This window comes from Thauera sp. DNT-1 (assembly GCF_055393985.1).
On the sequence record NZ_AP043752.1, the window covers coordinates 2,352,121 to 2,365,988 of the forward strand.

The window sequence follows — 13,868 nt, forward strand, 5'->3', positions numbered from 1 at the left end:
CCCCCTGACTCCTCACGCCCATGAGCATGAACTCCTTCCACGCCCGCCAGGGCAAGCCGCGGCCGGCCGCGCAGGGCAAGGGCCCGGCGGACCGCCACGGCCTGCTGCGCGTCGACCAGCTGCTGGTGGCGCAGGGGCTGGCGGCCTCGCGCACCGCGGCGCGCGCGCTGATCGAGGCCGGGCGGGTGAGCCACGAGGGCCAGCCGGTCGCCAAGCCGGCGCTGGAATTGCCGCCCGACGCACGGCTCGCCGTCACCCCCGCCGACAGCGACCGCTTCGTCTCGCGCGGCGCGCTCAAGCTCGAAGGCGCGCTCGCGCGCAGCGGGCTGGACGTACGCGGCGCCACCTGCCTCGACATCGGCCAATCCACCGGCGGCTTCACCGACTGCCTGTTGCAGGCCGGCGCAGCGAGGGTGGTCGGGGTGGAGGTCGGCCACGACCAGCTCCATCCGCGCCTGCGCGCCGATGGGCGCTGCGTCACCCTGGAGGGCGTCAACGCCCGCCAGCTCGACGCCGCCGCGCTCGGCGGACACTACCCGCCGCACGGCTTCGACCTGCTGGTGTGCGACGCCAGCTTCATCTCGCTCGCCCTGCTGCTGCCGCAGTGGGCCGCGCTGCTCGCACCCGCCGGCCACGTGCTGGCGCTGGTCAAGCCGCAGTTCGAGGTCGGCCCGCAAGGCCTGGGCAAGGGCGGCATCGTGCGCGACCCCGCGCGCTACACCGAGGTCGAGGCCCGCCTGCGCGCCGCAGCGGACGCCGCCGGCCTCGTCATCCTCGACTGGTTCGACTCGCCGATCACCGGCGGCGACGGCAACCGCGAATTCTTCTTCCACGCCATCCGCAGGTCGGGCGGCGACACCCACCGAAGCGAACCATGAAACCCGAAATCTCCATCGAGTTCTTCCCGCCCACCACGGCCGAGGGCGCCGAGAAGCTGCATGCCACCCGGGAGAAGCTCGCCGCGCTCGAGCCGGCCTTCTTCTCGGTGACCTACGGCGCCGGCGGCTCCACCCGCGAGCGCACCTTCGCGACCGTGAAGGAGATCGCCGCTGCCGGCCACGAGGCCGCGCCACACCTGTCCTGCGTGGGCTCGTCGCGCGACAGCATCCGCGAGATCCTGCAGGAATACGCCGCCGCCGGCATCCGCCGCATCGTCGCGCTGCGCGGCGATCTGCCCTCGGGCGCCGGCGCGGCGGGCGAGTTCCGCTACGCCAGCGAGCTCGTCGAGTTCATCCGCAGCGAGACGGGCGACCGCTTCCGCATCGAGGTCGCAGCCTACCCCGAGTGGCACCCGCAGGCGAAGAGCCCGAAGGACGACCTCGCCGCCTTCAAGCGCAAGGTCGAGGCCGGCGCCGACTCGGCGATCACGCAGTATTTCTACAACCTCGACGCCTACCTGAACTTCGTCGACGCGGTGCGCAGGATGGGCGTCGACGTGCCGATCGTGCCCGGCATCATGCCGATCGGCAGCTTCAGCAAGCTGGCGCGCTTCTCGGATGCCTGCGGCGCCGAGATCCCGCGCTGGATGCGCAAGACCTTCGAGAGCTACGGCGACGACAGCGACGCGATCCGCGCCTTCGGCCTCGACGTGGTCACCCGGCTGTGCGAGAAGCTGCTCGCCGCGGGCGCGCCCGGCCTGCATTTCTACAGCATGAACATGGCCGGCCCGACCACCGAGATCTGCCGGCGGCTGGGGCTGACTGCCTGATCTCCCGGCAATCCTGGACGGGATCGTAAGGTGGGTGTGACGTATGCGGCTCAAGCCCCTGTGGCGTATGCCGTATAGTCCTCCGATCAGCACATCTTCTTCCGCCCCACGCCTCGTGCTGGCGGCCAGGATCCGCCACCATGTATTTCGCGCCTTTCTCCTCCGGTCCTGCCCAAGGCATTGATCGGTGCGTGGCTGGCGCGGACCTCTGCATATCTGCCCGGCGCCAACTGGCCCGGCTGCTGTTGACCGGCGCCCTCGCGCTGCCCTTCGCCGCGGCGGCCGACACGCCCCCTGATCTGAGCCTGGAGCAGTTGATTGCGCTTCCGGTGGAGAGCGCGGCAGAGTACGAGCGGGTAGCGGTGGTCGGCGCCTCAAAATACGAGCAGACGAAGGACCGGGTTGCCGCCGCCGTCACCGCGATCACCCGCGACGAGATCCGCAGCTTCGGCTGGCGCACGCTCGACGAGGCGCTCGCCACCCTCCCCGGCGTGCATACCACCTACGACCGCCAGTATTCCTACGTCGGCGTGCGCGGCTTCGGTCTCGCCGGCGACTACATGACGCGCGTGCTGGTCACCATCGACGGCGTGCGCGTCAACGAGCCGATGTACGACGGCGCCCCTTTCGGTCGCATGCTGCCGCTCGACATGGACCTGGTCGAGCGCATCGAATTCATCCCCGGCCCGGGCGGCGCGATCTATGGCCAGAACGCCATGTTCGGCGTCGTCAATGTGATCACCCGCAAGGGTGCGGCACTCGACGGAGGAGAGTTCTCGGCTTCGTGGCAGTGGCCGCAGGCGACGCGCAAGGCGCGGGCGAGCTGGGGCAAGCGCCTCGACAACGAGCTCGAGCTGCTGGTCTCGGCCACCGTCCTGCGCAGCGACGGCGACGACCTGTGGATGGACTTCGGCAATGGCGACAGCGCTACGGTGCGCGGCCAGGACGGCGAGCGCGACCAGGAGTTCAACCTCAGCGCGAGCCGCGGCCCGTGGTCCTTCGGGCTCGCGCACGGCGACCGCCGCAAGGACGACCCCACCGGCGTGTTCGGCACCGACGCCTTCGCCTCGGGCACCTTCCAGGGCGACCGCTACACCGTCGCCCACCTCGGCTACGGTGCCACGCTCACCGACACCTTGTCGCTGTCGGCGCGCGCCTTCGCCGGCGACTACCGCTACGAGAGCACCCTGATGTATGACGGCGAGGGCTACGAGTACCCCGCCTCCGCCGCCTGGCACGGTGCCGAGCTGCAGCTCGTGTCGACCGCCGTGGCCGGCCATACGCTCCTGTTGGGTACGGAATACCAGCGCATCGACCAGAACATCGTCCATCCGGACATCGGCTACCTCCTGCGCGACCGCCGTGACGGTTACCGCGCGGGACTCTTCGTGCAGGACGAATGGCAGATCACCGACGCTTTCGCCAGCACGCTCGGCCTGCGCGCCGACCACAATGACCTCACCGGCACCGAGTTCAGCCCGCGCGCTGGCCTGATCTGGAATGCCGGCAAGCACAACACGCTCAAGCTGCTGTACGGTCGTGCCCACCGCGCGCCCAACGCCTACCAGATGTACTACGACGATGCCTACCTCATCGAGGATGGCACGATCGGGGCCGGCCAACGCGCCAACCCGAGCCTGGGTGGCGAAGTGGTCGAAACCACCGAGCTGGTGCTCGACCATATCGCCTCGGCCAACCTGCACCTGCGCGCCTCCCTCTACCGCTGGAAGATCGACGACCTGATCAATCTTGTCGCCGACGCCGATAGCGTCGGCCAATATCAGGCCGTCGGCAGCGTCGAGAGCCGTGGCCTGGAGCTCTCCGCCGACCACACCTGGCGCAACGGCGCCCGCCTGCGCGGCAACCTGTCCTTCCAGCACGCCACCGGCGCGGCGGGCGAGCGCGTGGAGAACTCGCCGCGCATGCTCGGCCGGATGAACTTCTCCACTCCGCTGGCAAATCTGCCACTGCGCATGGGCGTGGAGTTCGCCTACGACAGCAAGCGCCGCAGCCCGGCGGGCAACACGGTCGACGCGTACTGGCGTTCGAACCTGCACCTGGTGGCCGAGCGCTGGATCCAGGGCGCCGAGGTGTCACTGAGTGTGATGAACCTGTTCGACGAAGACTACGCCCATCCGAGTGGCGGCGCGCCCATCCACACCATGGACCGCATCGCCCAGGACGGCCGCAGCCTGCGGGTCAAGTTCGACTACCGCTTCTGACCCAGCATGCTCTCACTTTCCATCCGCCCGCCACGACGCCGGCTGCGAGCGTTCATCCTCGGGGCGCTGCTGGCTGGCGTGGCGAACCTCGCACATGCGGGCGACATCACCGCCGAAGAGTACAGGGTCAAGGCATCCTTCCTGTTCAACTTCGCCGCCTTCACCTTCTGGCCGGAGGGTGGAGGTGAAACCCTGTCGATCTGCGTCTATGGTGGCGACCCGTTCGGCTCGCATCTCGACGCGCTCATGGACCGCAAGGTGGGCGAACGCAGCGTGCGCGTACGGCGTGTGGGCAGCGTCGACGCCCTCGTGGACTGCCAGCTCGTGTTCGTCCCCCGACAGATGATCGGCAACCTGGGCCGGGTGCTCGACGGCGTGGACGGCCAGCCCGTCCTCACCGTGGCCGACAGCCCGGGCGCCCTGGCGAGCGGCGTGGTGTTGAACATGGACAGCAGCGCAGGTCAGATCCGCTTTTCTGTCAACCTCGCGGCGGCCCGCCGCCAGGGGCTCGGGCTCAGCTCGAAGCTCCTCAATCTGGCCACCGAAATCAAGCGATGAAGATGTCCCACGACGAAGACGACAACCGCATCACCCTCGGCGAAAAGCTGCGCCGCGTAAGCCAGCGCGCGCTCGGCGCCGCGGTGGCGATGCTCGCGGTGGCGATCACCCTCGGTAGCTTCTTGATCAGCACGCTCGCGCTCGAGAGCAATACTCGGGTGATGGCGCGGGTGCTTGCCGACAATGCCGCCGCCGGCCTGATGTTCCTCGACCACGACGCCGCCACGCGCGTGCTCGCGACCCTGGAGCGCCTGCCGGACGTACGCGGCGCAGCGATCTTCGATGTATCCGGAGCCCCTTTTGCGCGTTACGGCAAGTTCATCGAACAAGGCCGGGAGACGGTGGACTTTTCGGCCGAGCACGCGCACTTCAGCTTCGAGACACTGCACCTGACCCAGCCGATCGTCGAGGGCGGGAACGTGGTCGGGGTGCTCGACCTCGACCTCGATCTGCGTCCGCTCTACCTCCAGGTGCTCGCCCACGGCTCGATTACGGTGCTCGCCGCGGCGATCGCGCTGCTGCTCGCCACCCACACGCTGCGCCGGCTCAACCGCGCGGTGTTGCAGCCACTGTCGACCCTGTCTGCGCTGATGGAGCGCGTCGCCCACACCGAGGACTACAGCGCGCGCGCCGAACCCAGCCGTATCATCGAGCTCGATTCCCTCGCCAGTGGCTTCAACCGCATGCTCGGCCAGATCGCCGAGCGCGATGCACGCCTGGCAAGCCATCGCGACCACCTCGAGGACGAGGTCGCCACACGCACCGAGGAGCTCCTGCGCGCCAAGGAGGCCGCAGAGGCTGCCAGCCAGGCCAAGAGCGACTTCCTCGCGACCATGAGCCACGAGATCCGCACGCCGATGAACGGGGTGCTCGGCATGACCGAGCTGCTCCTCGACAGCGGCCTCAACCACGAGCAACGCCACTTCGCCGAGGCGGTCGAGAACTCCGGTCGCCACCTGCTGGGCATCATCAACGACATCCTCGACTTCTCGAAGATCGAATCCGGCCACCTCGAGCTCGAAGCGGTGGAGTTCGAGCTCGGCGACCTGCTCGAGGACACGCTGGCGATGTTCGCCCAGCCAGCCGAGAAGAAGCGCCTGGAGCTGATCGCCGACCTGCCCCCCGAGGTGCGGCGCTGCGTGCGCGGCGACCCCTTCCGCCTGCGCCAGATCGTCGGCAACCTGGCCAACAATGCGATCAAGTTCACCGAGCGTGGCGAGGTCGTGGTGCGTGCCCGTCTGCTCGGCGAGGGCACTGACGGCTATCGCCTGCGCATCAGCGTCGAGGACACCGGGATCGGCATCCCGCCCCATGCGCAGCAGAAGATCTTCGAGCAGTTCTCCCAGCTCGACGGCTCCACCACCCGCCAGTTTGGCGGCACCGGCCTCGGCCTGGCGATCTGCCGCCGCCTGGTGGGCCTGATGGGCGGCGAGATCGGTGTCGACAGCCGGCCCGGAGCGGGCGCCTGCTTCCATATCGACCTGTGCCTGCCGGCGGGGCAAAGCACCGCCGAAGCCCTGCGCTGCGACGTCGCGCTCGAGCGTGTGCACGCCCTCGTCGTGGATGACAATGCCACCAACCGCGAGATCCTGCTGCGCCAGCTCCACGGCTGGGGCATGCAGGTGGAATGCTCTGCCGACGGCGCGGGCGCGCTGGATCGGCTCGCACGCGCCGCCACGGCCGGCGAGGGTTTCGAGCTCGCCGTACTCGACATGCACATGCCGCACATGGACGGCTTGCAGCTGGCCACCGCGATCCGCGCCAACCCGGCGCTCGCCGGCGTGCGCCTGGTGGTGCTGACATCGAGCTACTCCAGCGCCAGCGTGCGCGAGCGCGAACGCGCCGGCATCCTGCGCTGCGTGCACAAGCCGATCCGCCAGGCCGAGCTGTTCGAGGTTCTATGCAGCGCATTGCGCGCTGTGGACGCAGTGCCAGCGGCCACCGCAGTTGCGGACGAGTGGCGACCGACGCGCGGCGGGCGCGTGCTGCTGGCCGAGGACAACCCGGTGAACCAGCAGGTCGGCCTCGCAATGCTCGCCAAGCTCGGCATCGCGGTTCGTGTCGCCAACGACGGCGAAGAGGCAGTGAAGCTGGCTGCGACCGAAGCCTTCGACCTGATCCTGATGGACTGCCACATGCCGGTGCTGGACGGCTACGAGGCGAGCGCGGCAATCCGCGCATCGGAGCACGCACCGCGCGTACCGATCGTCGCGCTCACCGCCAACGTCATGGAAGGCAACCGCGAACGCTGCCTGGCGGCCGGCATGGACGATTTTCTCGCCAAGCCCTACGCGCTCGAGCAGCTCCAATCCACCCTGCAGCGCTGGATGGCGGCAACGCCCGCGAGCGCGCCGGCGACGCCTTGCGACGCCGCGACCGAAGCCGAGGCGACCGAGGTGACAGAGGCGGCGATCGATCGGACCTTCATCGAGCAGTTCCGCGAGCTCGACCCCGACGGCGGCATGGCACTCGCCGCGCGCATCCTCCGCGTCTATGCCGAGAGCAGCGCCCCCCCCTTCGCCGAGATCGAGCGCGCCACCGCCGCCGGCGACGCCGCGGGACTGCGTCGCGCCGCGCACAGCCTCAAGTCGAGCGCGGGGAACGTCGGCGCCAGACGCCTCGCGGCCCTCCTCAAGGACTTCGAGAGCCTCGGCAAGGACGGCCGGATCGACGACGCGCGCGCCGGCCTCGCCGCGCTGCGCACCGAGCATGCGCGCACGCTCGACGCCATCCATGCCCTGATCGAGGAGTTCGGTCGATGAGCTCGACTCGCATCCTGGTCGCCGACGACGATCCGACCGCACGCCTGCTGATGCAAGCCGCGCTCGGCAAGAGCGGCTTCGAGGTCGCCGTCGCCGAGGATGGCGAGGAGGCCTTGCAGGCCTTCGCGCACGCCACCTTCGACATGGTGCTGCTCGACGTGGAAATGCCGCGCCTGGACGGCTACGCGGTCTGCCGCGAGCTGCGCCGCCGCTGTGGCGACGCGCTGCCGATCCTGATGGTCACCGGCATGGACGACACCGCATCGATCGAGGCCGCCTTCGAGGCCGGCGCGACCGACTTCGTCGCCAAGCCGATCAGCTGGCCGCTTCTTGGCCACCGCGTCCGCTACGTGCTGCGCGCCACCCGCGCCGCCACCGCGCTGCGCATGGCCAACGCGCGCAACGCGGCCATGCTCGACGCCTTCCCCGACACCCTGCTGCGCCTCGACGCGGCCGACCGCATCGTCGAGCTGCGCGCAGCCCCGACCGGCGTGCCCAGCTGCTGCATGCCGGCGGTCGGCCAGACCCTGGCCGAAGCCTATCCGCACGAGGTGGCGACGCTGCTCGCGCAAGCGCTCGACGAGGCCCGCCGCAGCCGGCAGCCGAGCACGGTGGATTTTCCTCTCGCGTGTCGGACCGGACGCCCCTGCCACCAGGAAGCACGGGTGAGCGCAATCGACGACGGCGAGGCCCTCTGCCTGCTGCGCGACATCACCGAGCGCAAGGAGTATGAGACCCGCATCCACCACCTCGCCTATTTCGACAGCCTGACCGGGCTGGCGAACCGGCGCAGCTTCCTGGAGCGGCTCGAGCGCGAGATCCGCCGCGCCCTTCAGAACAAGTGGCGCCTGGCCGTGCTCTTCCTTGATCTGGACCGTTTCAAGAGCATCAACGACACCCTCGGCCACGCTGCAGGGGACGCCCTGCTGCAGCAGGCCGCCGAGCGCCTGCGTGCGATCACCCGCCCGGGCGACATCGTGGCGCACGACACTGATCGCATGGGCACGGCCGAATTCGCTCGCCTCGGCGGCGACGAATTCACCGTGCTGCTGCCGACGATCTCCCGACCGGACGACGCGCTGGCGATCGCCGAGCGCATCCGCGCCAGCATATGCGCTCCATTCGCGATCGAGGGCCAGGAGCTCTGCGTCACCACCAGCGTCGGCATCGCCGTCTTCCCGGACGACGGCGAGGACGCCGCCACGCTGATCAAGCACGCCGACATCGCGATGTACGACGCCAAGGCCAACGGACGCAACGGCTGCCGCTACTACAACCCTGCGCTGACCGCGGAGGCGGTGCATCGCGTGGAACTCGAGGCCGGGCTTCGCCGCGCGCTCGCCCACGACGAGCTCGTGCTGATGTACCAGCCGCAGGTGGAGGTGCGCGACGGCAGTATCGCCACCGTCGAGGCCCTGGTGCGCTGGCAGACGCCCGACGGCAGGCTGGTGCCGCCGCTCGAGTTCATCCCCTTCGCCGAGGAATGCGGCCTGATCGACGCCATCGGCTCCTGGGTGCTGCGTCGCGCCTGCCATGACGCAGCACAATGGCAGCGCCGCGGGCTCGACCTGCGCGTCGCGGTCAATCTGTCGCCGGTGCAGTTCCGCGCCAGCGGGCTGCTCGACAGGATCCGCGAGGCCCTCGCCGACAGTGACCTGCCCGCCGAACGGCTGGAGCTCGAGATCACCGAGAGTGCGCTGATGGCCGACGATGCCGACACCCATGCCACGCTGGCCGCACTGCGCACGCTTGGGATCGGCATCGCACTCGACGACTTCGGCACCGGGTACTCGTCACTGAGCTGCCTCAAGCGCCTGCCGCTGGACAAGCTGAAGATCGACCGCAGCTTCGTCAGCGGCCTGCCCGACGACGTCGACAACCACGCGATCGTGCGCGCGATCGTCGCGCTCGCACGTCACCTGGGCTTCCGCATCACGGCCGAGGGCGTCGAGACCGCGGCGCAGGCCGAGCTGCTCGGCGAGCTCGAGGCCGACAGCCTGCAGGGCTACCTGTTCAGCCGCGCGGTGCCGGCCGCGGAGCTCGAAGCGCTGGCCTCGCGCAGGTGGCCGCCGGCGCGCGGCACCCAGTTCCGCATCGACTTCAGTTGAGCGGCTGGCGCAGGTTGCGCGCGAGCCCGAGCAGCGCCGCGCTGGGCTTGAGCCCGGCACGGCGGCTGCGCTCGACATCGATCTCGAAGGCCAGGCGCCGACCCTCGGGCACGATCACCACCGCGACCGGTTGCGGCTGCGTTGCGTCGGTCACGGTCAGCACCGGCGCATCGCCGAGCAAGGCTGCGATGTGTGGCAGGCTGGGCGCCTCGTCCCTGCCGACGTAAAGCAGGTCGCAGTCACGGATCGCGGTCAGCGCACCAAGCCGCGCCACCGCCACGCTGCGCCCATGCACGGACTTGCCCTGCAGCCGGCGCATCGCCTCGGCCACGCCGTCGTCCCCATAGACGCAGAAGTTGAAGCTCGCGCGCGTCGCCGGCGGCCACTGCGTGAGCACGGCGAAGTTGTAGGCGTAGGTGGCCTTGAGGTCGAACTCGGGCAACGCCTGTGCGAGCACGCCCTGCGAAGTCGCCAGCGCGAGCCCGAAAAACAGGTTGCGTGCGCTCATAGCGCGTACCCGACCTGCAGCCAGACGCTGCGCCCGTCCATGCGCAGGCCGTCCTGTGCCACGTCACCGGGCCGCCAGTCGAAGCCCGACACGGTCTCGTAGTCACGATCGAACAGGTTGCGCACGCTCAGCGAGGCCGACAGGCCATGCCAGTCGCGCTCGGTGGACAGGGTCAGATTGGAAAGCGTCACCCCGCCCAGCATGCGCCGCTCGCGGGTCAGGCGCGGGCCGAGATATTGCGTCTCGAGGCCGGCACGCAGCGCCTCGCCCGGCAGCAGGAAGGTGAAGGCGAGCTTGCCGAGCAGGTCGGGCGAGTTGACCGCGTCGCGCCCGTACACATCGCGCGAGCGCTGCCAGGCCACGCTGGCGCGCGCACGCGCCCCGCGCTCCCAGACATGCTCGATCTCGGTCTCGACGCCGCGCGCGCGGCTGCTTCCCTCGGGAACCTCGTCCCCGTCCGCGTTCTCGATCGGCAGGTCGCTGCGCCGGTAGCGGTACAGGGAGCCGGTGAAGCGCGTGTGCGGCGCGAGCTGGCGCTGCAGCACGAGCTCGGTGGCGGCGACGTACTCGGGGACGGCCGTGTCGTCGGACGTCCAGCGGTCGTTGGCGTTGGGCATCTTGAAGGCCTCGCTGTACGAAGCCTTCCAGGTCGTCGCCGGATCCTGCTGCCAGATCAACGCGGCACGCGGGCTGAGGTTGCCGTCGAGATCGTCGGCGTCGTCGTGACGCACGCCCAGGTTGAGCGTCCACTGCTGGTTCAGCCGGTAGTCGTCGGCGACGTAGAGACTGAAGGTGCGGCGCGAAAGCTCGCCGTCGTCACGATCCGTGACTTCGCCGGCGGGCGAGAGGAAGCGGCGGTCGAAGGACTGGCGGTGGTCGTCGCGCAGCTCCGCGCCGAACACCAGCGTGTGGTCGACGAACCAGCGCCCGACGAACTTCTGGTCGAAGCGCCACCACGCGCCGTGGTAGTCGCGCACGCCGTACTTCTCGCCGTCGTCGTACTCGCCGCCCTCGTCGAGGGCGTATTCGCGCTGGTTCCAGTAGGCGTAGCGTCCTAACATCAGACTGGACGAGGAATACAGCTGCAGACCGAGGTCGGTCTCGTGGCGCACCCCGAGGAAGGCGCTCTCGTCGCGCGTCGGGAACGGGGTGTTGAAGGCGGTGTATGCGGAGGGGTTCGTGGGTACGCTCTTCTCGCGCTCCACCCACGCCGCCTGAACGGTCCAGCCCGACCACGACAGCTTTCCGAACACGCGCTGGTTACGCTCGCCGTCGAGCCCCTCGGCCACGCCGAAGTTGGTCGCGGGCGTGTCGTAGGCGGGGAAGTACAGGTTGCGGCCATCGACGTCGAGCGTCGAGGCCGAGAGCAGGACCTCGGCGCCGTTGTTGAAATGCTTGCCCCAGGTGGCGCGCTGGCGGCTGGCGCCGCGGCTGGAGATCTCCGCCGACACGCGCGCACCGTCGAAGTCGCGCCCGCGCCGGGTGACGACATTGAGGATGCCGAGCAGCGCGTTGTTGCCGTAGGTCACCGAGCCGGTTCCCGGCACGTACTCGACGCGATCGACCAGTTCCAGGTCGATCAGGCCGGATTCGTCGATGTAGGCCTGGTCGAAGAGGTTGTCCTGCACCGCGTAGCCGTCGATCAGCAGCATCACGCGGCCGGCGTAGTCCTCGACGTCGCCGAAGCTGCGCCCGCCCATGTAGTGGTAGGTGCGCTCGTCGGTGGTGTACAGGCCGCGCATGCCGTTGATGACGTCGGCGAGCGTGCGGTAGCCGTAGGCGCGGATGTCGTCGGCGGTGACGATCGCCACCGCCGCGGGCGAGTCGCTCACCTGGCGTGCGAGCCGCGACGCGGACACGAAATCGCGCAGCAGCAACTCCTCGAAGGGCAGCGCGGTCAGGTCGTCCTGTGCGGCGCCAGCCTCGGACGGGAACGCGAGCAGCACGCCGAGGCCCAGCACGGCCAGCTTCAACCGACGAGGATCCACGACCTTTTCAGCTCCCCACTCCATTCCTGCATATTGGCTGACGCCCGAATCGGGTATCTTATCAGGCTGGTCCCGCGCCCGGCCGTACCCCCGATGAAAACCCTCGAACACATTCCCCTGAACGGCGAACTCCCCAGTCCGAAAGGAGTCGCGCTGGCGATCCTCGAACTGTGCCGCAAGGACGACGCCACGATCGCCGAAGTGGCGCGCATCGCGCAGACCGACCCGGCGCTGGCGAGCCGCCTGATTCGCCAGGCCAACTCGGCGGCGCACGGTGGCGGACGGCCGGTGGCCTCGGTCACCGAGGCGATCATGCGCCTGGGCATGGGCACGGTGCGCAACCTCGCGCTCGGCTTCTCGCTGGTGGACCAGTACCAGAACGGGCCCTGCGGACAGTTCGACTACCAAAGCTTCTGGTCGCATTCGCTGCTGATGGGGCTGGCGATGCAGCGGTTCAGCAACATGACGGGGGTCGGCTCGAGCGAGGAGCTCTTCGCCTGCGGCCTGCTCGCCCAGGTGGGCCGGCTCTCGCTCGCCACCGTCTATCCGGTCGAGTACGGCCGCCTGCTCGACGGCCAGGAAGGCGCCGCGCGCAGCCTGGTGGCGCTCGAGCAGGAGCACCTGCAGACCGATCACAACGAGCTCACCGCCGCGCTGCTCGGCGAGTGGGGCATCCCCGGCGCGCTGATCGAGCCGATCTACCACCACGAGGACCCGGAAAGCTCCGGCTTCTCGCGCGGCTCGCGGCCCTACCAGCTGGTACATCTCTTCTACCTTGCGCGCCGCATCGCCGACCTCGGTCTCGCCGGCGAGAGCGAACGCAACGCCTGCACCGCCGAATTGCTGCTGCTCGGGGGCAGGATCGGCCTCGACGCCGAACAGCTCGGCGCCACGGTGGACGACCTGGTGCAGCAGTGGCGCACTTGGGGCGAGCTGCTGCGCGTGCCGGCCTCGGCGCTGCCCTCGTTCGCGCACATGTCGGCGGCGCACGCGATGCGCGACGAGAAGAGCGATGGCGCGGCGGCGCTGCGCGTGCTGCTGGTCGACGACGACCCCACCACGCGCTGCATGATGGAGGGCGTGCTGTCCGGGGCGCTCGGCCACGCGGTGGTGTGCGCCAACAACGGTCGCGAGGCGCTTGCGCTGGCGGTCGAGACCCAGCCGCAGATCGTCGTCACCGACTGGATGATGCCGGGCATGGACGGGCTGGACCTCGCGCGTGCGCTGCGCGCGACCGAGTGGGGGCAGACCATGTACCTGATCATGCTCACCGGGCATGAAAACGAGGACGAGGTGAGCGAGGCCTTCGAGGCCGGGGTGGACGATTTCCTGGTGAAGCCGGTCAACGTGCGCACCCTGCGCGCGCGTCTGCGCGCCGCCCGGCACTACGTGCAGCTGCTCGAGGCGTGGGAGCGCGACCGTGCCCAGCTCAAGCAGTTCGCGGCCGAGCTGGCGATCAGCAACCGCCGCCTCGCCCACGCGGCGATGACCGACCTGCTCACCAACCTGCCCAACCGCCGCTCGGGCATGAACGCGCTCGCCAAGGCCTGGGCCGCCTCCAGCCGCTTCGAACAGCCGCTGTCGGTGATGATGCTCGACATCGACCACTTCAAGCGCATCAACGACAGCCACGGCCACGCGGTGGGCGACACCGTGCTGCGCGACGTCGCCCAGGCCATCCAGCACTCGGCGCGCAAGGACGACAGCATGTGCCGCATGGGTGGCGAGGAATTCCTCGTGATCTGCCCGAACACCGACCTCAAGGCGGCGGTCCAGGCCGCCGAGCGCCTGCGCCGCATGGTCGAGCGCCTGCGCATCCAGGCCGGCGAAACGGAAATACAGATCTCGGTGAGCATCGGCGTGGCCACCCGCGAGGTCGGCATGACCGAGACCGACGCGCTCGTCAATGCCGCCGATCGCGCCCTCTACCGCGCCAAGCAAGCCGGCCGCAACCGCAGCTGCGTGGTGGTGCAGGGGCAGATGCGGTGCTTTCCGTGAGGCGTCGGGAACCGGC

The 13,868-nt window shown here is 69.5% G+C and carries 9 protein-coding genes; 7 read left to right on the forward strand and 2 right to left on the reverse strand.

What is annotated here, in order from left to right; all coding sequences use genetic code 11:
- The first annotated feature begins 20 nt into the window (after positions 1 to 20).
- From ACZ5PP_RS10840 to ACZ5PP_RS10865, 6 genes are all read left to right on the forward strand, one after another.
- A complete protein-coding gene (locus ACZ5PP_RS10840) occupies positions 21 to 878 on the forward strand; it encodes a TlyA family RNA methyltransferase (RefSeq protein WP_464825997.1) in 858 nt (285 codons plus the stop codon).
- The gene (metF, locus tag ACZ5PP_RS10845) at positions 875 to 1,708 is read left to right on the forward strand and encodes a methylenetetrahydrofolate reductase [NAD(P)H] (RefSeq protein WP_004300233.1); all 834 of its coding nucleotides are present in this window, start codon (positions 875 to 877) and stop codon (positions 1,706 to 1,708) included. The genes ACZ5PP_RS10840 and metF overlap by 4 nt, the downstream gene beginning before the upstream one ends.
- A gap of 245 nt (positions 1,709 to 1,953) precedes the next feature.
- The gene (locus ACZ5PP_RS10850) at positions 1,954 to 3,930 is read left to right on the forward strand and encodes a TonB-dependent receptor plug domain-containing protein (protein WP_464825998.1); all 1,977 of its coding nucleotides are present in this window, start codon (positions 1,954 to 1,956) and stop codon (positions 3,928 to 3,930) included.
- Positions 3,931 to 3,936: 6 nt separating this feature from the next.
- Positions 3,937 to 4,488, forward strand: a complete 552-nt coding sequence (locus tag ACZ5PP_RS10855) for a YfiR family protein (protein WP_012586174.1) — start codon at positions 3,937 to 3,939, stop codon at positions 4,486 to 4,488.
- A complete protein-coding gene (locus ACZ5PP_RS10860; RefSeq protein ID WP_012586175.1) occupies positions 4,485 to 7,250 on the forward strand; it encodes a response regulator in 2,766 nt (921 codons plus the stop codon). The genes ACZ5PP_RS10855 and ACZ5PP_RS10860 overlap by 4 nt, the downstream gene beginning before the upstream one ends.
- On the forward strand, positions 7,247 to 9,358 hold the full coding sequence (locus ACZ5PP_RS10865; RefSeq protein ID WP_464825999.1) for a putative bifunctional diguanylate cyclase/phosphodiesterase: 2,112 nt from the start codon (positions 7,247 to 7,249) through the stop codon (positions 9,356 to 9,358). Before ACZ5PP_RS10860 ends, ACZ5PP_RS10865 begins: the two co-directional genes overlap by 4 nt.
- Here the strand turns inward: ACZ5PP_RS10865 and ACZ5PP_RS10870 are convergent.
- A complete protein-coding gene (locus tag ACZ5PP_RS10870; protein ID WP_004300241.1) occupies positions 9,351 to 9,866 on the reverse strand; it encodes a YfiR family protein in 516 nt (171 codons plus the stop codon). The two genes, ACZ5PP_RS10865 and ACZ5PP_RS10870, sit on opposite strands and share 8 nt — an antisense overlap.
- Positions 9,863 to 11,878 carry a TonB-dependent receptor plug domain-containing protein gene (locus tag ACZ5PP_RS10875; protein ID WP_464826000.1) on the reverse strand — a complete coding sequence of 672 codons (2,016 nt, stop codon included), beginning with the start codon at positions 11,876 to 11,878 and terminating at the stop codon, positions 9,863 to 9,865. Before ACZ5PP_RS10875 ends, ACZ5PP_RS10870 begins: the two co-directional genes overlap by 4 nt.
- A gap of 69 nt (positions 11,879 to 11,947) precedes the next feature.
- On the opposite strand from ACZ5PP_RS10875, the gene ACZ5PP_RS10880 reads away from it, so the two are divergent.
- Positions 11,948 to 13,852 (forward strand): GGDEF domain-containing response regulator, encoded by a 1,905-nt coding sequence (locus ACZ5PP_RS10880; protein ID WP_464826001.1) that lies wholly within the window; start codon positions 11,948 to 11,950, stop codon positions 13,850 to 13,852.
- Positions 13,853 to 13,868 lie beyond the last annotated feature (16 nt).